This window comes from Levilactobacillus sp. LN180102 (assembly GCF_050106635.1).
Taxonomy (GTDB): domain Bacteria; phylum Bacillota; class Bacilli; order Lactobacillales; family Lactobacillaceae; genus Levilactobacillus; species Levilactobacillus brevis.
This window is the reverse complement of record NZ_JBNIIX010000010.1, coordinates 32,727-53,436: the sequence shown is the minus strand read 5'-3', so window position 1 is coordinate 53,436 and position 20,710 is coordinate 32,727. Positions and strand designations below refer to the sequence as shown.

The 20,710-nt window shown below is 49.1% G+C and carries 21 protein-coding genes and 1 riboswitch; of the genes, 4 read left to right on the top strand and 17 right to left on the bottom strand.

Going from position 1 to position 20,710, the window contains the following annotated elements; genetic code table 11:
• Positions 1-241: 241 nt before the first annotated feature.
• Positions 242-1,708 (bottom strand): hypothetical protein, encoded by a 1,467-nt coding sequence (locus ACP4IT_RS07385; RefSeq protein ID WP_426855422.1) that lies wholly within the window; start codon positions 1,706-1,708, stop codon positions 242-244.
• Between the two features lie 523 nt (positions 1,709-2,231).
• Positions 2,232-3,449: a PLP-dependent aminotransferase family protein gene (locus ACP4IT_RS07380; RefSeq protein ID WP_426855420.1), complete on the bottom strand. Its 1,218-nt coding sequence runs from the start codon at positions 3,447-3,449 to the stop codon at positions 2,232-2,234.
• Between the two features lie 224 nt (positions 3,450-3,673).
• On the opposite strand from ACP4IT_RS07380, the gene ACP4IT_RS07375 reads away from it, so the two are divergent.
• Positions 3,674-4,582, top strand: coding sequence for a LysR family transcriptional regulator (locus ACP4IT_RS07375; RefSeq protein WP_021742356.1), 909 nt, complete (start codon positions 3,674-3,676; stop codon positions 4,580-4,582).
• Between the two features lie 118 nt (positions 4,583-4,700).
• Here ACP4IT_RS07375 and ACP4IT_RS07370 read toward each other — a convergent pair whose 3' ends face one another.
• The 3 genes from ACP4IT_RS07370 to ACP4IT_RS07360 all read right to left on the bottom strand — a co-directional run bounded on the left by ACP4IT_RS07370 (position 4,701) and on the right by ACP4IT_RS07360 (position 5,812).
• Positions 4,701-4,937: a DUF2922 domain-containing protein gene (locus tag ACP4IT_RS07370; RefSeq protein WP_141268002.1), complete on the bottom strand. Its 237-nt coding sequence runs from the start codon at positions 4,935-4,937 to the stop codon at positions 4,701-4,703.
• A 20-nt stretch (positions 4,938-4,957) separates the two neighbouring features.
• Complete coding sequence (locus ACP4IT_RS07365; protein WP_024526268.1) at positions 4,958-5,152, bottom strand: hypothetical protein; 195 nt, start codon at positions 5,150-5,152, stop codon at positions 4,958-4,960.
• Between the two features lie 105 nt (positions 5,153-5,257).
• Positions 5,258-5,812 (bottom strand): hypothetical protein, encoded by a 555-nt coding sequence (locus tag ACP4IT_RS07360; protein WP_042255134.1) that lies wholly within the window; start codon positions 5,810-5,812, stop codon positions 5,258-5,260.
• A 314-nt stretch (positions 5,813-6,126) separates the two neighbouring features.
• On the opposite strand from ACP4IT_RS07360, the gene ACP4IT_RS07355 reads away from it, so the two are divergent.
• Positions 6,127-7,233, top strand: a complete 1,107-nt coding sequence (locus ACP4IT_RS07355) for a hypothetical protein (RefSeq protein WP_426855416.1) — start codon at positions 6,127-6,129, stop codon at positions 7,231-7,233.
• Between the two features lie 227 nt (positions 7,234-7,460).
• Here ACP4IT_RS07355 and ACP4IT_RS07350 read toward each other — a convergent pair whose 3' ends face one another.
• The 10 genes from ACP4IT_RS07350 to ACP4IT_RS07305 form a co-directional block, all read right to left on the bottom strand.
• Complete coding sequence (locus ACP4IT_RS07350; protein WP_426855414.1) at positions 7,461-7,844, bottom strand: hypothetical protein; 384 nt, start codon at positions 7,842-7,844, stop codon at positions 7,461-7,463.
• 13 nt (positions 7,845-7,857) lie between these two features.
• Complete coding sequence (locus ACP4IT_RS07345; protein ID WP_011668873.1) at positions 7,858-8,166, bottom strand: hypothetical protein; 309 nt, start codon at positions 8,164-8,166, stop codon at positions 7,858-7,860.
• Entirely contained in the window at positions 8,159-9,457 is a 1,299-nt protein-coding gene (locus ACP4IT_RS07340) for a Y-family DNA polymerase (RefSeq protein ID WP_426855412.1), read from the bottom strand. The genes ACP4IT_RS07345 and ACP4IT_RS07340 overlap by 8 nt, the downstream gene beginning before the upstream one ends.
• Positions 9,458-9,941: 484 nt before the next feature.
• Complete coding sequence (locus ACP4IT_RS07335; RefSeq protein ID WP_426855410.1) at positions 9,942-11,867, bottom strand: ATP-binding cassette domain-containing protein; 1,926 nt, start codon at positions 11,865-11,867, stop codon at positions 9,942-9,944.
• A 76-nt stretch (positions 11,868-11,943) separates the two neighbouring features.
• Positions 11,944-12,597 carry a thiamine phosphate synthase gene (gene thiE / locus ACP4IT_RS07330; RefSeq protein ID WP_267160782.1) on the bottom strand — a complete coding sequence of 218 codons (654 nt, stop codon included), beginning with the start codon at positions 12,595-12,597 and terminating at the stop codon, positions 11,944-11,946.
• Positions 12,597-13,412 carry a bifunctional hydroxymethylpyrimidine kinase/phosphomethylpyrimidine kinase gene (gene thiD / locus ACP4IT_RS07325; protein WP_024855369.1) on the bottom strand — a complete coding sequence of 272 codons (816 nt, stop codon included), beginning with the start codon at positions 13,410-13,412 and terminating at the stop codon, positions 12,597-12,599. Before thiD ends, thiE begins: the two co-directional genes overlap by 1 nt.
• Positions 13,413-13,435: 23 nt before the next feature.
• Entirely contained in the window at positions 13,436-14,224 is a 789-nt protein-coding gene (thiM, locus tag ACP4IT_RS07320) for a hydroxyethylthiazole kinase (protein ID WP_015474368.1), read from the bottom strand.
• Positions 14,225-14,451: 227 nt separating this feature from the next.
• A riboswitch (TPP riboswitch) is annotated at positions 14,452-14,557 on the bottom strand.
• A gap of 47 nt (positions 14,558-14,604) precedes the next feature.
• Entirely contained in the window at positions 14,605-15,441 is an 837-nt protein-coding gene (locus tag ACP4IT_RS07315) for an oxidoreductase (protein WP_015474369.1), read from the bottom strand.
• Positions 15,442-15,465: 24 nt separating this feature from the next.
• Positions 15,466-16,224: an ABC transporter permease gene (locus ACP4IT_RS07310; protein ID WP_259030974.1), complete on the bottom strand. Its 759-nt coding sequence runs from the start codon at positions 16,222-16,224 to the stop codon at positions 15,466-15,468.
• Positions 16,221-16,871 carry an ABC transporter ATP-binding protein gene (locus ACP4IT_RS07305; protein WP_259030973.1) on the bottom strand — a complete coding sequence of 217 codons (651 nt, stop codon included), beginning with the start codon at positions 16,869-16,871 and terminating at the stop codon, positions 16,221-16,223. Before ACP4IT_RS07305 ends, ACP4IT_RS07310 begins: the two co-directional genes overlap by 4 nt.
• A gap of 212 nt (positions 16,872-17,083) precedes the next feature.
• On the opposite strand from ACP4IT_RS07305, the gene rlmD reads away from it, so the two are divergent.
• Together rlmD and ACP4IT_RS07295 are read left to right on the top strand one after the other, a co-directional pair.
• Positions 17,084-18,547: a 23S rRNA (uracil(1939)-C(5))-methyltransferase RlmD gene (rlmD, locus tag ACP4IT_RS07300; protein ID WP_011668880.1), complete on the top strand. Its 1,464-nt coding sequence runs from the start codon at positions 17,084-17,086 to the stop codon at positions 18,545-18,547.
• An 81-nt stretch (positions 18,548-18,628) separates the two neighbouring features.
• Positions 18,629-19,069 (top strand): hypothetical protein, encoded by a 441-nt coding sequence (locus tag ACP4IT_RS07295; protein ID WP_024526256.1) that lies wholly within the window; start codon positions 18,629-18,631, stop codon positions 19,067-19,069.
• A gap of 625 nt (positions 19,070-19,694) precedes the next feature.
• On the opposite strand, the gene ACP4IT_RS07290 is transcribed toward ACP4IT_RS07295, so the two are convergent.
• Both ACP4IT_RS07290 and ACP4IT_RS07285 read right to left on the bottom strand, forming a co-directional pair.
• A complete protein-coding gene (locus ACP4IT_RS07290) occupies positions 19,695-19,997 on the bottom strand; it encodes a hypothetical protein (RefSeq protein ID WP_024855368.1) in 303 nt (100 codons plus the stop codon).
• 352 nt (positions 19,998-20,349) lie between these two features.
• Positions 20,350-20,691, bottom strand: coding sequence for a hypothetical protein (locus tag ACP4IT_RS07285; protein WP_251933074.1), 342 nt, complete (start codon positions 20,689-20,691; stop codon positions 20,350-20,352).
• Positions 20,692-20,710 lie beyond the last annotated feature (19 nt).

Here is a 20,710-nt window from a genome sequence, read left to right as displayed (position 1 = left end):
GAGTGGCTTACTCCGTAAGCCCGTATGTACTGCCAGCGTCTCAAGGCGCTGGCTTTTTGTCAAAAGCCACACTGCATCATTCACTTTGGCTTACCGTTCTAAGGGGTATTGAGATTACTTACCTTTTTGTTTCGCACGCTTTTGCGTACTTAACTAAGTCTAAAGACATATAAAAAAGGTCGACCCAATTGGGGCCAACCCTTTCTCACTAAACTATAAATACCAAAAGGTAATTTATGATTTAGTCAAAGACACTAACTGAACCAGAGTTATCAGTTGAAGTACCGCTACCCTTAGCTTCAGTAACAGTGTTGTAGAATGCAGAAGCCTTACCACCGGTAGTGTAAGTACCAGCAACACCAGAAGTCAAAGTGTAAGTGCTGTGGTATACAACAGCTGCATTATCAGCAGTTGGAGTATCACCAATAGCAGTACCCTTAGTACCGATAGCAGTTGGATCAGTAGTCTTAACTACTTTACCATCAGCATCCTTGGCATAAGGAGCAGAAACTAACTTAGTAGCCTTGTTGGTAGTCAAGAAGTTTTGAACATCAGCAGCGGTGTAGGTAACACCGTCAGCACCAGCAAAGGCAGCACCTAAGGTAGGGAATGTTACTTGGAAGTTCAATGGTGCAGTTGCAGAATCAGACTTAGCAACCAGTTGGGTTACAGTAGTACCCTTTTGGTAGTATGCGTTGATTCCTTGAACTTGTTGAGTACCCTTAGTAACAGTTAAAGTAATCGTGTCACCAGTCTTGGCACCAAGAAGTGCAGATTGGTTACTTGCAGTATCCTTAGAGTAAACATAACCAGTACCAGTTAAAGCAGTCTTACCCCAAGCATCAGTAGCTTGTGCTTGTGCAGAGAAACCAACTTGAGTTCCCTTAGCATTTGCAGCAACTGCTGGATCGGAAACGGCAGTGTTAGCAGCATTGTTTTCAGTTAATTTTTGTAAAGTAGATGATGCAACAGTAGTACCATCAGTGTTCACAAAGTTAACCTTAACGTCAGTAGCTTGGTTGTATGCAACTGATGCATCAGTAGTAACGGCACCACTGTAAATCCAACCACTTACGGATGGATTAGTAGCGTCCTTAACGTAGTAGTACAATGAACCTTCACGGGTCTTAGTAGCAGCATCAGTAACAGTTAACTTGTCAGCTGCAAATGGCGTCGTGTCAGTAACCATCTTGGATGCCTTGTATTGAGTATACTTAGGAGCAGTCCACGTAACATTGGTCTTACCAGGAGTCTTGAAGTAAACAGTAGTGTTCGTAGGCATAGTAGCCTTAGTAGTCGTTTCAGCAGACTTGATACCACCAGCAAAGGCAGTGTCAGACTTGCCACCGTAAACGTAACCACGGTACTTACCGTCCATCGTTACAACACGGTAGTAAACTGAACCACGGTTAGTGGTCTTAACACCGTAAGCACGGAAGTAGTCAGCTGACTTCTTTGAAGAAGCTAACTTAGCCATAGTAGCCTTAGAAGCGACAACCTTAGCACCCTTAACAGTACCTGGCTTAGTGTATAAAGCGTTTGAACCCGTAGCTTCAACGTTACGCTTAGTAGCGTCAGTCGTCAAAGTCTTGTAGGCACCTGCAGTAGCGTATGACTTAGCTGAAGCAGTCGTTGAAACGGCAGCAACACCAGCAAAGCTCAATGCGGCAAGGCCCAAGTAAAGAGATTTCTTTAAACTTGATTGCATAATCTTTCTTCCTCCAAACATAAAATATGTAATTTATCAAGCAAGAATAGTATAACCGAAGTTAGCGCTTTTGTTAAGAATTTTATTCGATAACATTAGCGGACCCGATCAGCTATCCCCTAACTACGAAGATAAGTATAGCGATTTCCTTAAGGAGATACAAGGATTACGCTTTGATTGTCGTTGGATTGAAACAATTATGGGTGTCCTGTAATGTTATTGTTACATAACTAAAACACCGCTAACCTGCTTAAAGCCTTTGTAACCGCTTATCCCTCAACATTGATAATCATTATTGACGATCAAATTTAAAGCGGGGTTAAGGTAAGTAAGTTTACTTGCATTTATCTTCCGATGGGTCCATACTACAGGCATCAAATGAAAGGGGGTGATGCTTTTTGGTAACTGGAAATAGTTACCTTAAAGTGATCGCTTCCGCGGAGAACGGAAACGATTAACTTCTTTAAGGTAAAGGCCGGCGAAATGTTCTCGCCGGCCTTTTTGTTTGCCTTTTTCTTCTATATTATGCTTCTGGTACTGGCTGAGTGCGTTTAATCGCCGTCTCTAGCACCTGTCCCAGTCGGCGCATCCCAGCATCAATCTGTGCCGGGGTCACACCACTATAACTCAGGCGCAGGCCATTGTGCACATCGTGTTGCGGATAGAAGTTAGCCGAGGGAATATACGTCACGTGGGCTTGTGGTGCCGCAATATTGGCTAGCACCGCCGTCGTATCCACCCCTTGTGGTAACGTCACCCAGTAGTAGAAGCCCCCGGTCGGATGCGTCACGGTTACCGCATCCGGTACATACTTCTGAATTGCTTCCAGCATGGCATCATGCTGCTCGCGATAGTGGGTTCTCAGGTTAGCCAGATGGGCATCGAGATCATTTTCCTTCATATAATTGGCCAAAGCGGCCTGGACGACACTCGCCGCCCCCAGATTACTGGCCAATAGCATCTTTTGAATCCCCGCCAGCAAGTCGCCATCCGCCACCAACCAGCCCACGCGGAGACCGGGCACCAACATTTTGGAAAAGCTGGAAAGGAAGACGACCCGCCCCTGGGTATCAAAGTGCTTGATTGTCGGCAGTGGCGTCCCCGTATAGCCCAGATCCCGGTACGGCGAATCTTCCAGAATCACGAAATCATATTGATCGGCTAAGGCCACTAAGCGCTGCCGCTTGGCCACACTCATCGTCACCCCAGTCGGGTTCTGGTAGTCTGGCACCGTGTAGAACAGCTTTGTTTCCGGATATTGCTTGAGGGTGGCCTCCAACTGGTCGAGATCCACGCCATCCACCTGTAGCGGCACCGTATGGTAAGTTGGCTCGCACAGGTCAAATGCCCCCAACGCACCGAAGTAGCAGGGTCCTTCCACGATAACGTCATCGCCGGGATTCAAGACCGTCTTGGCGATGACTTCCAGTCCCTGTTGGCCGCCAACCGTCAAGACGACATTGTCCTGCGTGGCTGGCACCCCACCAGTGCGGGCAATTCGCGCCGCCAACTGTGCCCGGAGTTCTGGATCGCCTAGAACATCGTGGTATTGGAAGAGATGCTGGCCACCTTGGCTCATCGCTTGATCAATGGCCCGTTTCATCTCCGCCGTTGGAAAGCACTGTTCTTTGGGTTGGCCTGCCGCAAACGCAATCGCATCGGCCCCTAAGTTGGTCGGATACAAGCCACTCATCGCTAACGGTACCGCCAAGTTCACCCGCTTTGCTAGTCGAATCGTCATGTGATCACACCTTTCATTGTCCCATTCCATCCCCAGTTAACGCCCCAGCGACCACCGTCACTGGTTTTTTCGGTTATAGCATAACTGATTCAGCACCCTAACCCAACTAAACACCAATTCTTTTCGGCTGTTACGCCAAATTTATGCTAAACTAAGAGCACTTATTTCTATTCAATCAGATTCCATCAAGTTGAATCTCATTCATCTTTCGGAGGTGCCCACTCATGTTACCTTTTGCCTACCGCGTCTTTCAGGCCATCGTTCAAGAACAAACCTTCTACCGGGCGGCGCAGACGCTTAATGTCACCCCGTCAGCCATTAGCCATTCCGTCAATCAATTGGAAAAGGAGCTGGGATTTCCCCTCTTTATTCGCAACCGAACCGGCGTTGAGCTGACCCCCGACGGTCAAAGTATCCTTCCCTTGATTCAGGGCGTGATTAACGCCGAAGATCGGCTCCAACAGGCTGCCGCCAATATCAACGGGTTGAATGCTGGTTCCGTACGGTTGGGCGCCTTTTCTTCCGTCTGCATCACTTGGCTCCCCCCCATCATTCAGCAGTTCAAACAAACTTACCCACAGATTGATATCAACTTGGTTCAAGCCGGGTTCAGCGACATTGCCGCTGCCGTTAAGACCGGACGTCTGGACCTCGGACTCTCTGCGCTCCCCGTGGCCGAAAAGCTAACCGTGTTACCGCTAGTTAAGGATGAAATCTACTGCATCACGCCCCGCGACTTTATCCCAGCCAACCGCACGACGGTCACGGCCGCCGATCTAGTCGACCAGAATTTTATTCTGCAACGCGGCGACTACGATAAGGATACGAAGGCGGCCCTCGACCATTACCAGATCCGGCCCAACGCGTTACGCTTCTCGATTGACGACCAATCCATCTTAGCCATGGTCGAAGCCGGCATGGGCATGGGGATTCTCCCCGAACTGGCACTAGAACGTCTGTCGGGCAACGTGAACGTCTATCCATTTGATACACGCTTCTACCGCACCATCTGCCTTGTCGTGAACTCCGAACAGGCCAAAGCGCCCTCAACCGCCAAGATGATTGCGGCGATTACGGACTACGTAACCACAACTTATCCGGATAAAGTCCTAGAACATCCCCACATTAACTAATGACACCCAAAAATCGGTACTCGCAGCTTTAATCCGCTGCCAGTACCGATTTTTTGTTAATTACGCGTTACTTGATGCTACTAGCCGTTCTTGACTCGTTGCGTTAAGTCCCAAACGGTTAAGCGGTTGGGACGGTGTCAACGGCCATCAAGGTCGTCTTCGTGGTCTCAACCATATCAGCCCGTAGTGGATCGGCGTACAAATTAACCCCATCCTTTACGAACAACTTGGCTTTAGCCATCTGGTTCATGACTGCCGCCACATCATCTGCCGTGAGTTCCGTGTTCACGTACTTCAACCGTAAATGTTTAACCCGCATATCGGAGCCTTTAAAGCTTAATTCCAGTGTCTTCATTCAATCCCATCCTTTCTGAATTAGGCAACAGCATTTTGGGTAGCGACCAGCGCGGTGCGGAATGGTAACCCCGTCAGCCCCGCCAGATACCCGCCGAAGGCCTCGACTTGCTTGGCATCCGGTGTCGCAATCGCGTGTTGTAACGTGATCTTGGCCGGCTGGTCGTCGGTGCCGAGGATAAACGTGATGGTGGTCTTCTGCCAGTTGGTTTGCATGGTGAAACTCCTCTCGTGGATCGTTATTAGTAAGTGATTGGCCAACCCTTACACTCTTACTAACGAAATTCCGCCGGAAAAAGTCGCACGTTTTTGCCAATCTTTTTAAAATTTATCTGGTGGCGTCAAAGCCTTTACCAGTCGGCGCACGACCGAACGGCGCCAACGAAAGACCGTGGCCCGGTTCACCGCGTGGCGTGCGGCAATCTCATCGGGGGATAATTGGTCAATCATGGTGCCGACCAGATACCGCCATTCCCCCGTGCTGCCGGCACCGCCAATCACCTTTAACAGGTATTCCCGAAAATCGGCTTGACCGATCGCATCCAAAATATCCTCGTCACTGGCCACGGTCGTTAGTAATTCCCCCTGGTCACCCACAGCTTGACGGTCTTGCAGGCGTAACTCACGACGCAAGCGGTCCAGCAAGGCCCAATAGAGCTTCTGCTGGGCATAAGCCAAAAAGTGGTGCGGCTTGGCTTCCGGGTCCTCGGGGAAAGCGGCATAAATCTCAGGGAACAGAAGGCGGGCCTCCTGTAAGTAATCCTCATAGTCTGCGTGATTGCGGCCAATGTGCAGACGTTTTAACGCCGCATATAGAATTGTTTCGTGGTCTCCTTGATACAAAAAGCGGTAGGCGGCTGCCTGAGTCGTCTCCAATATGGCTCATCCTTTCGTTGCGTGATGATCCATGGCCATGGAACAATCCCCACTTTACCGGAAGGTTATCCGTGTGCCTAATGCGGTTTTTTTCAGCAAATGGCCGGTTTTTTACCGTCTTTTTTTGGTAGATTACCCACTAAATCCCCGGCGCCGGCGCGCTTACCCTATTTGCCATATTTGCTAAATTATCTAAAACGTGAGGTATTTTACGATTTAACTGTTTAATTTTTTGATGTTTTCGCTTACATATAAAGTGATTTGTGCTATAAATAGATATGTTATGACAGTTTACTTACTGGAGGAGAACACACATGATCCAAACTCGACATTGGTTACTCGCAGCGACAATCGCTGCTTTATTAGTGGGTGGGTCAGCGTTAACTGCCCACGCCAAGACCACGACTCAACATGGTAACGCCCTAGCGGCATACAACGTTAAGCGGTATAAGACCGTGAAGAACCGGAATTTATTCGTTAAGCGCTACGCCTTTCAACAAAGCTACACCAATATTTTCCAGACCAGTCCAACCCACATCAGTAGTACCAAGGGCAAAGCCGTCACCTTTAAGTCCAACGTCTTCTTACCGGTGACTTACCAGCGGTCAGCTGACTGGGGTAATCCGCAAAGTGAGGTGTTGACCCCCAACGGCAACACACTCTACGAACTCATCACGACTAGCAGTCAGAGTACAACCGGCCGTATTGTTCGCTACAATCTCGGGGCCCTGCGTCACTTTGGCATTACCAGCACGCATATGGATGCCCTACGACGTGTAACTTACGACCATTCCGTTGGCAAGTTAACCGCAACGGACAAGGCCATCCTAAAGAATGTGACTGTTGGCCCACTCTTCAATACCGGCCACGGTCAATCCCTCGCTCGCAACCCTAAGAATGGCCAATTGTGGTTCATCGGTAAGCCCGGCGCCGTGAAGTCCAATGTTCAGCAGGTATCGACCAAGACATTGAAGCCAAGCACCAAGGTCAATTTCACCCTGAAAAATACGGTACCGATGGGGTCTAATCTGACCTTTGATAAGCACGGAAAAGCCTACTTCTTCACCTACTCAAACGGTGGCTGGGCTCCTAAGGGCGCGGTTAAGATTTATCAAGGAACCATCAGCGCCAAGTCCGTTCATTTTCATTTAGTCATGCAAGGCTTGCGGTACGCACCAGGAACCAAGCCCCAATCGATGGCTTACAACGCCAAGCGGAACCGACTCTACTTCGTTTCCGATAGTAGTCTCGCTTCTGTGCCCGTCAGCCAGCTGGGTAAGCTCAAAGCCAGCCAAGTTGAGGGGACGAACTTGAACGGTCAGCGTGAATTTGAAGGCTTACAGTTCACGAGCAACGGTTCCGGTTACCTCCTAGTTAACAAAGGGGCCGAGTTAATGCAGACGACACACGCCACTTTCTAACGTATAATAAAAGCGAACATCTTCGGTGAGTGGTCCACTGGAGATGTTCGCTTTTTTAGTTGCGCTAATTTCTCAAAATAAAACCGGGCAGACGATCTAAACAAACACCAGTAACCATGGTATACTGGCCCCGAGGCGGGCTTGATCCCACCTGAGTCACAACCATAACTCAATCTCCGATAATGGCGTTCATGACACAACTGCAGTGTGATGAACGCCGTTTGTGTTCAATGAGCAGCCACCGTGACACAGCGAATTGCCGTCAAGGCTAGTTGGTGATAGTTACCCGCGGGCAACTTCACCATAATCTGGTCATCAGCTACCCCGGCCACGGTTCCATCGAGGACCGCAACTGCCTGGTTAGCATCCAATACATTGAGTTGAACATGCACGTGGCGATGTGTCCGCCAGGCCAGCGCCAAGCGTTCACTAATCATTGCCACGGACTGACGGGGTTGCGCGGCTTCCTGCTGTTCGGCGGCATGCATTTTACGCAGTGCACTCGTATGGTCCGACAAGTAAAATCCCCCCCATTTCAACATGCCGCGGTCTTGATAATCGCGTTGGAAAAACTGGGTGGCGAGTTGATCATTCGGTTGTTTTTTTAACATATCAGTCCCATCCTTAGTGAATCCAGCGCTGACTGTGCGGCCAGCGCACGTGACCAAAGTTCACAAAATTTAAGGTCAGTGCCGTTTCTTGTCGAATACCCCACACAATACGCTCCAACACTTCTAAGTCCTGCGTGGCTACTGTGTGGAGCGGGATTGAGCGCTCCCGATGATGCGTTCGGCGAATGTCCAAGAAGAAATTAATCGCCGCACCATAAGGATTATTGATCACGTCAATCCGATACTGGCAATGCCACTGCGCCGTAAATAATGGGGCCAATCGGGTTAGGATCAGTTTCGTTTCAGCCTGTTCATCAATCATAGCTATTCCCCCCGTTATGTCCGCCTACCAGTGCAGCGCGACTCAACATCGTCCCGCCAGGTAGCAGGCTACTAGCCGGAATGACGGCAGTCGTTCCAAATCGGTCGCGTAACTCATCAATGAGACGGTCGAAGCGATCATCTTTAAGCTGGCGCTGCGGATTTTGAAATAAATCCAATTGAACATGACCGCTGGCACTCAAACGCGATAACCCTACGGCCAGATTGCGGACGGCTTGGCCCGACCAATACTCACGAAATAACGTCACCAATTCCCGGATAATGGTTTGGGCGTTATCGGTCGGTTCAATCCGGCGCGTATGGTGCAGGCCACTGCGCCCATCATCGGCTTTGCCATCCCAAGCAAAACCCACGGACAAGCTGACACAGGCGGTCTGCTGATGGTGATGCCGCATCCGGGCAATCACCTGTTGGGCAATCTCACGTAAGACCAGTTCGATGGCCTGCTGTTGATGATAGTCTCGTGGTAGAACCTGCGAGTTACTCCAGCTCTTTTCCTTGGCGGGGTGGATCTGTGCTAACTGACTGCGGTCAATGCCCCAGGCCAAGGCAAAGAGTTGCCCACCAATAATCCCCATCTCCTGTTGCAACGCATAGGGATTAACGTGCGCCAGGTCTCCCATGCTGTGAATGCCCAGTCGATTAAGATGGGTGGCCGTGCGGTGACCGATGCTCCACACCTTGGTCAGATCCGTTATCGGCCAAATGTGTTCGGGAAAGTCGGTATAGGTTAACCGACCAATCAGCTCATGGTCGTGTTTGGCCTGTAGATCCAGGGCTAATTTGGCCTGCGTCGGATTCTCCCCAATACCTACCGTGGTGTACAACCCCAATTCCTGGCGAATCCGCACCTGAATCAGGCGAGCAACCGCTTCCGGTGTCTCCCCAAACAAATGCCACGACTTGGTCATATCTAAGATTGATTCATCAATGGAATAGGGAAACAAATCAGCATCCGCAACATAGTCCCGGAAAATCCGGTTGATTAGCAAATTTTTCCGAATATAGAGATTCATTCGCGGTGGCACGACTAAAATACGGGGGTCCCGTGGCACCTCATACTGGCGTGACACGTTACTAATGCCGAACAGCTTCTTAGCCATCGGCGAGGCGGCCAACACCAACCCACTGCCAGTATTATCGGCCTCAGACATCACCACGATGACGGACTCTAGCGGATTCAATCCCCGCTCCACGCTTTCAACGCTGGCATAAAATGATTTATTGTCGATCATAAAGAATAGACCATGCGGCTCCTGCGAGTAATCCATAACATCAGTCCCCCCTTCAGTGCTTGTTCTTATTATACGAACATGAGTTCGTATTTACAAGCCTGTATTTCTCAAAATTATTTTTAATAATTTGTACTAATCCACTACTTAGCGGTCGTATCTACCAAATAATTCTCAACAAAACCAGATTAATATTTAAACTATTAGCACGTTTTTTAACTATCAGTGAAATTAGCATCAAACGTTACTTTTTTGTAATAGCTTTTATCTCGTTGGCGTGGTAGAATGAACTTGTGAAGTTAGCCCTAGTCAACTAACTTCCTCAACTTAAAAGCAGGACCCAGATGTGCCGCACTTAAACACGGCCGTGGGTCCTGTTTTCTATTACTCGAAATCACGTTACACGTACGCCTATTTGTTACAAGCACCTTATTACCAGCAATAAATAGTTCACAGGTTACGATTGATTCAAATAAAAGAGGCATCATCCCGCACATAACTCGGAATGACGCCTCTTTGTTGTTTATTCATAGGCCAATGATTCAATTGGATCAAGTTTAGAAGCCTGCCCAGCCGGAGCTAAAGCAGCCAGCAAACTGATGATAATCGCCACGAAAATGCCGAAAATCATATAATTACTGGTGATCTCAATGATGCTGTAGCCAATGTACTTCGTCGCCACGTTGTTGGCAAAGTATGCGACCAGTTCCGTGAAGATCAGAGCTAGCACACTGGAGGATAGGCCCAAGAAAAAGGCTTCCGACAAGAATAATCGGCGAATGTCTTTCCGGCGAACTCCCAATGCTCGGAGAATCCCAATTTCTTTGGTCCGCTCTGAAACACTGATGTATAACACGACAATAATCATAATCGCGGAAACCAGCAGTGAAATGCCGGCAATCGCCGCCAATACGTAGAAGGCCAATTGGATATAGGTGTTCAACGTTGAAACCAACGCGCCCGCGCCGGTCAATTGATACTGCTTCTTACCGTTGCTTGCTTTGAGTGTCTTGATTTTGTCCTGAACACTCGTCACATTCTGGAGGTTATCAATAACCACTGTCGCAAAGTTGGCATGGAAGGTTAACTTCTTAGCCGCATACAATTGCCGAACCGTGGTCAAATTGGTTTGCACCTGTCCGGCGCTACCATCAGAAACCCCACTGACCTTTAGTGATTTAGTCATCACAACGGGTAAATGCTGCTTGTTCATTCCCGTAATCGAAATCTTTACTGACTTGCCGATTAATCGGTACGGGTGTTTTTTGTTGAATTTCTGCGCAAAGTCTTTCCCTAAAACGACTTCGCCAGTCGCCGGCTGATGCCCTTTTTTGATGCTCTTAGCCAACATCTGGTCGGTCGTGGTCTGCATCACCTGAGCCGTCGCACTAGCGTTGTCCCGTTGGACTTGCACATTACTCCCGTAATACCCGAGCTGAACTTTTTTGACGTGACTCAGCTTTTGTAGGCGACTGAGATCACTCTGCGTCACCGCGAGCTTCTTCGGGTCCTGACTGTCCGTATTCTGGGCAACTTGAACCGCCGTGGGTTTAATTTGCGAATAGATTTCGTGGTTCATGTAGCCTTTGACCCCACGACCTATGCCCAGCATCAAAATAACGCTAAAAATCCCAATCGAGGCGCCAAAGATAATCAACAAGTTTCGTTTTAAATTATAGCGCATATGCTTCAACGCCATCTTGACCATCGCCGTAAAGCTCAGGTGTTTGGCTGGTAACGCCGCGTGCTCCTCCACTGGGAATGGGTCCTTTAACCGTGTGTCATGGTCAATCACCCCATCGGCCATGTGAACGATCCGGGTACCGTGATCTGCCACTTCTTGGGAGTGGGTCACACAGATGACTAGCTTGCCATCCGCCGCAATCTGATCCATCAAGGTCAGAATCTCCTGTGTATTTTGGGAATCCAAAGCCCCCGTCGGTTCATCAGCAATGATGATATCTGGGTCTGAGGCCAAAGCTCGAGCAATCGCCACCCGCTGCTTTTGCCCACCGGACAACTGATTGGGGTGCTTGTGGATATGTTCCTTTAACCCCACCCGGTCCAGCAATTGCACCGCGCGTTCATGCTGTTCCTTGCGACTGAGGCCCGTCATCTGTAAGGACACCAACACGTTATCCAAAATACTCAAGTGACTAATCAAATTAAAGTTTTGAAAAACAAAGCCAATCGTTTGTCGCCGATAAGCGTCTAACTGCTTAGCCGAGATATCCCGAACGGAACGCCCATTGAGTAAGACGTCCCCCTCATACTGGGCATCTAACCCCCCGATGATATTCATCAGGGTGGTCTTCCCCCCACCAGACTCACCTAAAATCGACACAAACTCGCCGCGTTCAAACTGTAAATTAATCCCCTTTAAAACTGGGAACGCGACTTTATTCATATAATAGGACTTATGAATGTCCTTTAACTCCAAAAAGCTCATTGGCTTCCTCCCCTTTGCGGATATACTCGAAGCATACCCCTTTTAAGGTCGGCCGACAATCACTTTAGCGATTAAATTATTTACTGAAGGCTTGACGCATCGCCGCCGTATCAGCATCAACATCGTGACTGTGCGTCAGTAAGGTAATCACGGCCACACCGGCGGCACCCGTTTCCGCAATGGCCGGTAAAGAATCGACCGTAACCCCGCCGATGGCGACCACGGGAACCCGGGACTGGGCCACCAACTTTTGTAGGCCGGCAGTCCCCACCACTGGATCGGCATCAGCTTTAGAGGTGGTTGGAAAAATCGGGCCGCTACCAAGGTAGTCAATGCCAGCAATCGCATTAGCCGCAGTAACTTCAGCCATCGTCGAACACGACAGCCCAACGAAAATATTGTGGCCAGCAACCGCCTGAATGACCTGCTGAATCCGCTGGTCGCTTTGCCCGACGTGAATCCCATCGGCATCAAGTGCTAAGGCGAGGTCAACGTCATCATCCACGATAAAGGGCACGTTGGCCGCGCGACACTGTGCCCGTAAGTCCCGGCCCAAAGCTAGGCGTTGTTCCGGCGTCAAGGTACTCGTCGCCTTATCCCGGAATTGAAAGGCGGTAATTCCAGCTGCCAACATTTTCGCTAGGACATCTCGCAAATCCTGCCCCGGAACATCTTGGCTCCCCGCTACAAAGTAGGCCCGTAACAGACCTGGTTCAAACGTTACTGACATTATTCCGCGCCTCCTTGATTATAAGCCCAGTGATTCAGTGGTCCGTGACCGTTGCCCACCGCAATTGGATTGGCAATCGCTGCGGTTACGAAGTCTTTAGCTATACGGATCGCCGTTTCAAAGTCTTCGCCCTTAGCCAGCGCTGCGGTAATGCAAGATGACAGTGTATCACCTGTCCCGTGTGTGCGCACGGTATCCATCCGCGCAGCCGATAACCAAAATGAACGGCCGTCTACCAGTAAGACAAAGTCACTCGCTTGATCGGGCGTTGCTTCATGACCACCCTTAATCACAACATTCTTAGCGCCGAGATCTTGTAAGGCCATGGCCGCCGCTTCCATCCCCCGATTATCGGTAATTGTTAGCCCCGTCAGTCGTTCCGCTTCTGGTAAATTGGGCGTCAACACATCGGCCAATGGCACCAGTTCATCACGTACGGTCGTCACCGCGTCATCAGCCAGCAGAGCCGCGCCACCTTTGGCAATCATCACGGGATCGACCGTCAATAAACCAAAATCATACTTCTTGAGGTTTTCCACGACGCCATGAACGTGTGCCGCATCAGCCAGCATGCCTGTTTTGCACGCTCGAATTTTTAAATCGGCCGCTAACGACGCAAATTGTTCATCAATTAATTTTTGTGGCAGGGCCATAAAGTCCTGCACCCCAAGTGTATTTTGCGCCGTTACAGCGACGACAACCGCCGCACCGAAGACTTGACACGCCTGCATGGTTTTGAGATCCGCCATGATACCGGCGCCACCGCCACTATCAGTCCCGGCGATGGTTAACGTTTGTGGAAATTCATTTGCCATCATGCTACTTCCCTTCCAAGAGATTATTCATAAGCCGCAACGGCTTCAATTTGAGCCACCGTTGTGGATTGTAAAGCATCTAATAAATGCACCGTGAAACTGCCCGCACCAACGTCAGGCACCGCTTGTACGACCCGTTGGCCAATCGCCGCAAAGACCAAGCAAGCCGTTTGCGCCGCTTCAAAGGTGTCCGGTGTCACGGCACAGAAAGCCGCCACAATACTCGACAGCATATCACCAGACCCCACGTGTACTTGGAACAATGGCGTGCCATTCAGGACCTTCACCACCCGCGTACCATCGGTAATAATATCCGTTGGCCCCGATAAGATCACGACGCAATCCAGCTTCTGGGCACAGGCTTGGGCAATCGCCACAAGATCTCCCGCACCTTCCCCGGCATCGATCCCCTTAGCTTGCCATGAAATATCGGCTAGCGCCGCAATTTCCCCAGCGTTTCCCCGGACGACATCGGGATGGAAATCCGCCAAAAGCCCCGTGGCCACTTGCTTACGATACCGCACGGCCCCAACTGCAACGGGATCAATCACTAGCGGCTTATGCTGGGCGTTAGCTTGTTGGCCGACCGTCCGAATTTGTTGAATCTGAGCTTGCGTAAATGCTCCCAGGTTCAAGCACACGCCACCAGCCAAGCCCACCATTTCACCGGCTTCGGCTGGTTCTTCGGACATAATCGGCGACGCCCCTAACGCATTAAGGCCGTTCGCCACATCCTGCACCGTGACAAAGTTGGAGATGTTAAAGACAATTGGGTTCTGGGTCCGTAGGTCATCAAGTAAAGCTAATTTCATGGTAAGGTCCTCCCCTTTTCTTTGCGAGCATCTGCGTCACCAAGCACTTGGACTGTACCAGCAAAATGAGCCGGATAATCTGCCAGTCAGGTGATTTATGACGGCCCCGGTTCCGCTGAATGACCCGCTAGTTAACAGGGTCAACGCCACTTGACTTTATTCGTTAGGCCATAAAAAGGCCACCGGTGTACTCACAAAGAGAAACCGGTGGCCCGACTATAATTCATTTGGGTGCCACGACACGTTCCCTCCGCAAGTCTGAACTTGACAGGTTCTAAGGGATCATGGCGTTGCCATATCTCAGCCCATTTGTGGACACCCCTAGTGTTTTGGTTATTTTTAGTATAACAGTTTTTGCCGCAACGGCAATCAAACTTAGCTTAACGTTTAATGCGTTGCGTTGCTTCACCGATTAACCACCACAACCGATCGATGGTCTTATCGGATAGGAAGCGCCGGGCGACGACTGCCTGACTACCAGCCCCCGCATGGTAACGAGTCTTGGGCCGCCGTGATAGTGCCGCTCGATCGACCAATCGCGCAATCACCTGTGGTTTACTAGAAAAGCGCTTGACCGCTTGTAAAATCGCAGCGGCCCGATCGGCTGTTGGTTTATAGGGCCCCACCGCTGACGTTTCACGTAAATGGTTAGCTGCAATGTCAGCCCATTCTGACTGAATCGCCCCCGGTTCAATCACGATGGTGTCAATCCCCAAAGGAAATAATTCCAACCGTAAGGCATCGGATAGGCCTTCTAGAGCGAATTTGGAAGCAACATACCAGCTAGCTAGTGGTTGGGCAATCTTCCCATCCACAGAGGTAATGTTAATGATCCGACCGCTGTGTTGTTGCCGCATCATGGGGAGCACCGATTGAATCAACCGCGCCGCACCAAATAGGTTCACGTCAAACTGGGCCTGCGCTTGATCCATTGGCACATCTTCCAGGGCACCCATCAGACCATACCCGGCATTATTAACGAGAATATCCACCCGACCAGTCTCGCCAACAATCCGGTCAACGACATGCTCGACACTCGCCGGATCCGTTACGTCCAAGGCCAACGTGGTAATACCGAGGTCATCTAAGTCATTCATCCGGCTCACCCGTCGCGCACCGGCATATACCTGCACGCCATTGCGGTGCAGGCTCCGAGCAATCGCATTTCCAATCCCGGAAGAAGCTCCGGTTACCAACGCTACTTTTCGTTGTGTCATAGCACATTACCTCCTGAATTTTTCCTAATTAATCAACTGTTTACGCTCATTGTAGAAGCCTTTGTAGGCCCAATAACACGCTAACACCGAGCCAATACTGGTGGCCGACATCAACATGAAGGTCACCATAATCTGGTACTTAATCGCCCGAACGGGGTCAACTCCGGCAAAAATCAGGCCCGACATCATCCCCGGTAGACTAACGATTCCCACCGTTTTGGCCGAATCAATTGTGGGTTGCATGCCCGTTTTAATACTGTCACGCAAAATATCTCGTGACGCGTCTTTTAGGTCCGCCCCCAACGCCAACTTCTCTAAAACGGCTTGTCGTTCTTGCTTGAATTGGGCGTTCAAGTTGCGATAGCACAGGCCAATCGCCACCATTGAGTTCGACGCAATCATCCCGGAGATGGGGATCATCTGTGCTGGAATGAACCGAATGGCTCCCGCCAACATAAGAACGCCTAATGTGACGCCCGTACTCAGAAAAATCGCCGCAATCGAAATCGGCAAGGCTCGCGGAATCCCGTTGCTACGTTGCTTGGCATTGTAGCCGGCATTAAAAATAATAATTAAAATTAAAATGAGCGTCAGCCACAGATTATTAACCCGAAAAACCGACTTCAGCAAATAGCCGACCACAAAGAGTTGAATGACGGCCCGGACAACCCCGATAATCATGCCACGATCAATGCCCAGCTTTTCCTTCCAACCAATGGCTAAGGCAATTACGACTAACCCGAGTGCTAACAACAAAGATTGATTATTCACTGCTAAGTTCATTGGACACCTCCGACAATCTGACCATTCTCAATCGTCACCAAGCGTTTAGCCGATTCAATTTCGCTTTGGTCGTGGGTGATAGCAATAATCGTTAAGTGGTCATCTTGGTTAAAATGCTGAATCATATTCCACACAAACGTTTTATTTTCGACATCTAGCCCCGCCGTAACTTCATCTAAGATAAGTACTTCGGGATAAATCATCACATTTCGTAATAAAGCCACTCGTTGGCGCTGTCCACCAGATAGGTCGGTCACATGTTTCGTTAGATCGGCCTCACCCAATCCCACATATTCCAGCGCGGTAATCGCCCGTTGCTGGTCAAACGGTTCTTGGCGAATCTGATACGGAAAGGCCAGGTTATCGGCCACCGTTTCGCCAAATAGTGTGGGTTGCTGAAAGGCATACGAGACTCGCCGTCGATAGGCGATGGGATCATAACTTTCAATCGGCTGCCCCGCAAACCGCAACTCACCGCTGGTCTTACTTAGTAACGATGCGATAATCCGGACCAGCGTGGATTTGCCACTACCGGATGGACCGGCAATGGTCACCCATTCTTGTTTATCAATCTTGAGGTTTACGTCTTGCAAAATCGGGGTATCTCCAACGCGATACCCAACATGTTGAAGCTCTAGCAAGCTCACAACGACCCCTCCCTTAAATTAAACGATCCCTCTAATTGTACCGAACTCGCCAGTTTTTGCCTATGGAAGCGACTTCTAAAATACCAAAAACTGCCGAACTCCCGAATACCAGTAAAGTTTGGTATAATAGGCGACGGTATTGTGTCTCTCGTCACGTAAATTAGGGACACAACAGTCTTGTCTAAGAGATGTCATCAAGTTTAGGAGAAAATATGGCAAATTATGAATCTAAGAACCATCGCGGTTACCATCGTGACCGCAATCAACGGCCCCATCAAGACCAACGACGTGCCCGGCAAACGGAACGGGTGCAAGTCGAGGTTGGTCAACGCTTTCCACTGACCATCAAGCGCATGGGCATTAACGGTGAGGGGATCGGGTACTACAAACGGATGGCCGTTTTTGTTCCCGGTGCTTTAACCAACGAAGAAGCCGTGGTCGAAGTGACCAGTGTGGCTACCCGTTATTTGCGGGCTAAAGTTCACCGAATCCGTAAAACCAGCCCCCACCGAGTGGAACCCCGCGACAGTTACGCCGATCAAGTCGGCGGCTTTGAACTGGAACATTTGGATTACCCAGCCCAGCTGGCCTTTAAACGAGACGTGGTCGCTCAGGCTCTGGAACGTTACCAACCCGAGGGCTTTCACAGTTATGACTTGCGGCCAACCTTGGGAATGAAAGATCCTTATGGCTACCGCAACAAAGCTCAGTTCCAAGTTCGCCGTAACGCCGAGGGTCAAGTCGAAGCCGGCTTATACGCTGAACGGAGTCATGATTTAATCGACCTACCAACCTGCTCCGTCCAAATGCCTGTCACCATGACCGTCATGCGAGCTGTGGTCGCTATGCTGCAAGACCTTGATATGCCGATCTACGATGAAGAACAAAAATCAGGGATTGTCAAAACTTTGGTCGTGCGGGCCGCGGCACACACTGACGACGTGCAACTGGTCTTCATCACCAACTCGCCTAAGCTCCCGCATAAACGCGAATTGCTGGAGCGCATTGCTAATGAGCTGCCCCAAGTAACCTCAGTGATGCAAAACATTAACCCCGGTGAAACCTCATTGGTATGGGGCGATGATACTCGCCACTTGGCTGGTGCCGAGGCAATTACGGAAAAGCTGGGCGACTTGACCTTCAAACTGTCAGCGCGAGCCTTTCTCCAACTCAATCCGGCACAAACGGAAGTCCTCTATGATGAGGCCAAGAAAGCCCTCGACTTACAACCCGGGCAAACGGTCGTTGATGCCTACGCCGGTATCGGCACGATCGGGCTGTCATTAGCCGATGTCGCTGCCGAGGTTCGCGGAATGGAAATTATTCCCGAAGCCGTCGATGATGCGAACGCTAACGCCGCGGCTAATGGGATTACCAATGCGCACTATGAAGTTGGTACAGCCGAAGACCTATTGCCTAAATGGGTCATGGCGGGCTTCCGTCCCGACGCCATCGTGGTTGATCCACCGCGTACCGGCTTAGATGCTACGTTAATTGAAACCATTCTTGCCATTCGGCCAAGTAAGCTGGTCTACGTTTCCTGCAACCCATCGACGCTGGCTAAAGATCTGGTTGACCTGACGGCTGACTATCGGGTTGAGTATATCCAGTCCGTTGACATGATGCCCCAAACTGCCCGCTGTGAAGCAGTCGTTAAATTAACGCGTCGTCAATAGATTAATAGGCAGACCCGCTGTTTCGTGTTAGACTTTTATTTAACGATTAATGACCGAATTTTAAGAAAGTTGGCAAATGACATGCAAGATCCTTTCAAGGGCTTCAATGACGATCAGAATAATAACGGCGACGGTCCACAAGGATTTCCGTTGCCACCGAACTACGCGACCGTCGTGAATCCTGAGACGGGAAACATGCGGATCGCTAAGGTTGGGTTTTCGTGGACGTCATTTTTATTTGATGCCTTCCCTAGTATTTTCCGGGCTGATTGGTATAACTTCCTATGTATGATGGGTGTTGAACTCGGAGTCCAGATGCTTCTATTGATGAGTGTTAGTGGTGAAGCACAATTAGTCCAGTATACGTCAGCATTAAGCTTTCTACTTCGTGTTCTCTGGGGTTCTATCTATAACATGATGTACTTCAAGCACCTATTCAACCGTGGTTTCGTCCCTGCCGATGACCGTTCACGTGACCTGTTGACCCGGGCACATTACTGGTCTCAGCCAAAAGAAAAGTAATTAATCCCAAATAAGATCGGTCTTTTCGGAAAGTAGATTTCTGAGAAGACCGGTCTTATTTTAATCGTATTAATGACCAACTAGTTAGCGCAATATATATCTACATCAAGGGTGCTGTCGGCTAGATTAAAGCCACAGCCAGTGACCGGGATTAGCTACCCGGCGACTGGCTCAGCAAGGTAGTCGGTTACGTCCTCCCATATTCTAGACTAGGGGGCGATTGAACATGACTCTATTAGTGAGAAAGGTATTAGGGGCGGGGGTTCGCAATGGCAGCCTACGTGTTATCCTTAGCGATAGTCAATTTGGCTAGAGCCTATCGGATAATCAAAAAAGCCACTTCTAAAAGAAGTAGCTCCCCATAATACCGCACTAGACTTGCGAACTTGTGGCGACTGTCCAAATCAGTCGTCACTTTTTATAGTCTCATTGTATCCGCTATCGAATGCTGGTTCAAGCTTAACCGCTTACTAAGAATCAGACTCTGAGTGAGCTATCATCCCAAATAGCCTGCTGTATCAGTGATACACCTGTAGCTTAAGACTTAACGAATAGGCAGAGACGCCTATCAGCAGATATTTTATACGGTCTGATGGTCAGATTAAGAATGTGTTTTGTCCTGCAATCACCATTTAAACAACAAACCCAAACCTAATATAACTATCCCAGTGACTATGACAGAAATTAGCGTTCCCAATAAAATACTGAAGATAACATTGATATTCTTTTGCGCCAATTTAACCGTTAAATAGTCTGCCAGCATGAAAAAATCTAACGTTAACAGGCTGAATCCCCAAGAAGCACGGCCCACTAACATCAAAGCGATGCATATTAATAAAACAATTATCATCACATACGGAATTTTTTTTAGCGTAGAAGTACTGTACTGATTAGCTAGAGCTTCCGTCCAACGCGAGTTAGTTTTCATTTAGACTATTCCCCTTTAGTGGCTCAGATTAATGCTAAGCCTTATTACAGAAGCTACTTTCTCTTCGTTGAAATATACTCAAAAACTTCAATAACAACAATAGCAACTAGCAAACCAATAAACATGCGCTTTAAACTCGACCAATTAAAACTGAAACCGTTGGCCACAACACAGGTAAATATATGCCATGATCCCGATTGTCACATAGCATATAAGATAGTTACGTAACCTAATCCTTCTGTTACTGCCATTTCATCAACTCACTACCGTTACGGTGTTTGCTGAAACCGGCTAACTCCCGCCAAAAGAGGCCATCATCGTAACCCACGGTGATGACCTCAGTTAATTTTATCTAACGTTTTCTCCAAAGTCTCTCATAGAAAATTGCAATGATCACCAAAATACCGAAAAAACAGAGATTAATGGCTGCCAGCCAAAGCCACGAAACGATACCGGTCAGGCCACTAGGAACTAGTGCCGTAAATACCCACAAAGCAGCCTCCATTACTATGAACATTAAAAAGTATTGCGATTGACTATAATGATCTTCACGTAACTCTCTCCAATGCGACAACGTATACAAAGACGAAAAAATATTTGCAATTGAAAACGCGACAGCCAAAATAATTCTCATTTTCAAAGCACACTTAAAGTTGATTGCCGCAAATACGCCAACCAAAATGCTAAACAACACTAAAAGTATTCTCTTTATT

Excerpts from the sequence above, each read along its gene's own strand:
- ACP4IT_RS07385 (WP_426855422.1), bottom strand. The coding sequence starts at position 1,708 with ATGCAATCAAGTTTAAAGAAATCTCTTTACTTGGGCCTTGCCGCATTG.
- ACP4IT_RS07380 (WP_426855420.1), bottom strand. The coding sequence starts at position 3,449 with ATGACGATTCGACTAGCAAAGCGGGTGAACTTGGCGGTACCGTTAGCG.
- ACP4IT_RS07375 (WP_021742356.1), top strand. The coding sequence starts at position 3,674 with ATGTTACCTTTTGCCTACCGCGTCTTTCAGGCCATCGTTCAAGAACAA.
- ACP4IT_RS07370 (WP_141268002.1), bottom strand. The coding sequence starts at position 4,937 with ATGAAGACACTGGAATTAAGCTTTAAAGGCTCCGATATGCGGGTTAAA.
- ACP4IT_RS07365 (WP_024526268.1), bottom strand. The coding sequence starts at position 5,152 with ATGCAAACCAACTGGCAGAAGACCACCATCACGTTTATCCTCGGCACC.
- ACP4IT_RS07355 (WP_426855416.1), top strand. The coding sequence starts at position 6,127 with ATGATCCAAACTCGACATTGGTTACTCGCAGCGACAATCGCTGCTTTA.
- ACP4IT_RS07350 (WP_426855414.1), bottom strand. The coding sequence starts at position 7,844 with ATGTTAAAAAAACAACCGAATGATCAACTCGCCACCCAGTTTTTCCAA.
- ACP4IT_RS07345 (WP_011668873.1), bottom strand. The coding sequence starts at position 8,166 with ATGATTGATGAACAGGCTGAAACGAAACTGATCCTAACCCGATTGGCC.
- ACP4IT_RS07340 (WP_426855412.1), bottom strand. The coding sequence starts at position 9,457 with ATGGATTACTCGCAGGAGCCGCATGGTCTATTCTTTATGATCGACAAT.
- ACP4IT_RS07335 (WP_426855410.1), bottom strand. The coding sequence starts at position 11,867 with ATGAGCTTTTTGGAGTTAAAGGACATTCATAAGTCCTATTATATGAAT.
- thiE (WP_267160782.1), bottom strand. The coding sequence starts at position 12,597 with ATGTCAGTAACGTTTGAACCAGGTCTGTTACGGGCCTACTTTGTAGCG.
- thiD (WP_024855369.1), bottom strand. The coding sequence starts at position 13,412 with ATGGCAAATGAATTTCCACAAACGTTAACCATCGCCGGGACTGATAGT.
- thiM (WP_015474368.1), bottom strand. The coding sequence starts at position 14,224 with ATGAAATTAGCTTTACTTGATGACCTACGGACCCAGAACCCAATTGTC.
- ACP4IT_RS07315 (WP_015474369.1), bottom strand. The coding sequence starts at position 15,441 with ATGACACAACGAAAAGTAGCGTTGGTAACCGGAGCTTCTTCCGGGATT.
- ACP4IT_RS07310 (WP_259030974.1), bottom strand. The coding sequence starts at position 16,224 with ATGAACTTAGCAGTGAATAATCAATCTTTGTTGTTAGCACTCGGGTTA.
- rlmD (WP_011668880.1), top strand. The coding sequence starts at position 17,084 with ATGGCAAATTATGAATCTAAGAACCATCGCGGTTACCATCGTGACCGC.
- ACP4IT_RS07295 (WP_024526256.1), top strand. The coding sequence starts at position 18,629 with ATGCAAGATCCTTTCAAGGGCTTCAATGACGATCAGAATAATAACGGC.
- ACP4IT_RS07290 (WP_024855368.1), bottom strand. The coding sequence starts at position 19,997 with ATGAAAACTAACTCGCGTTGGACGGAAGCTCTAGCTAATCAGTACAGT.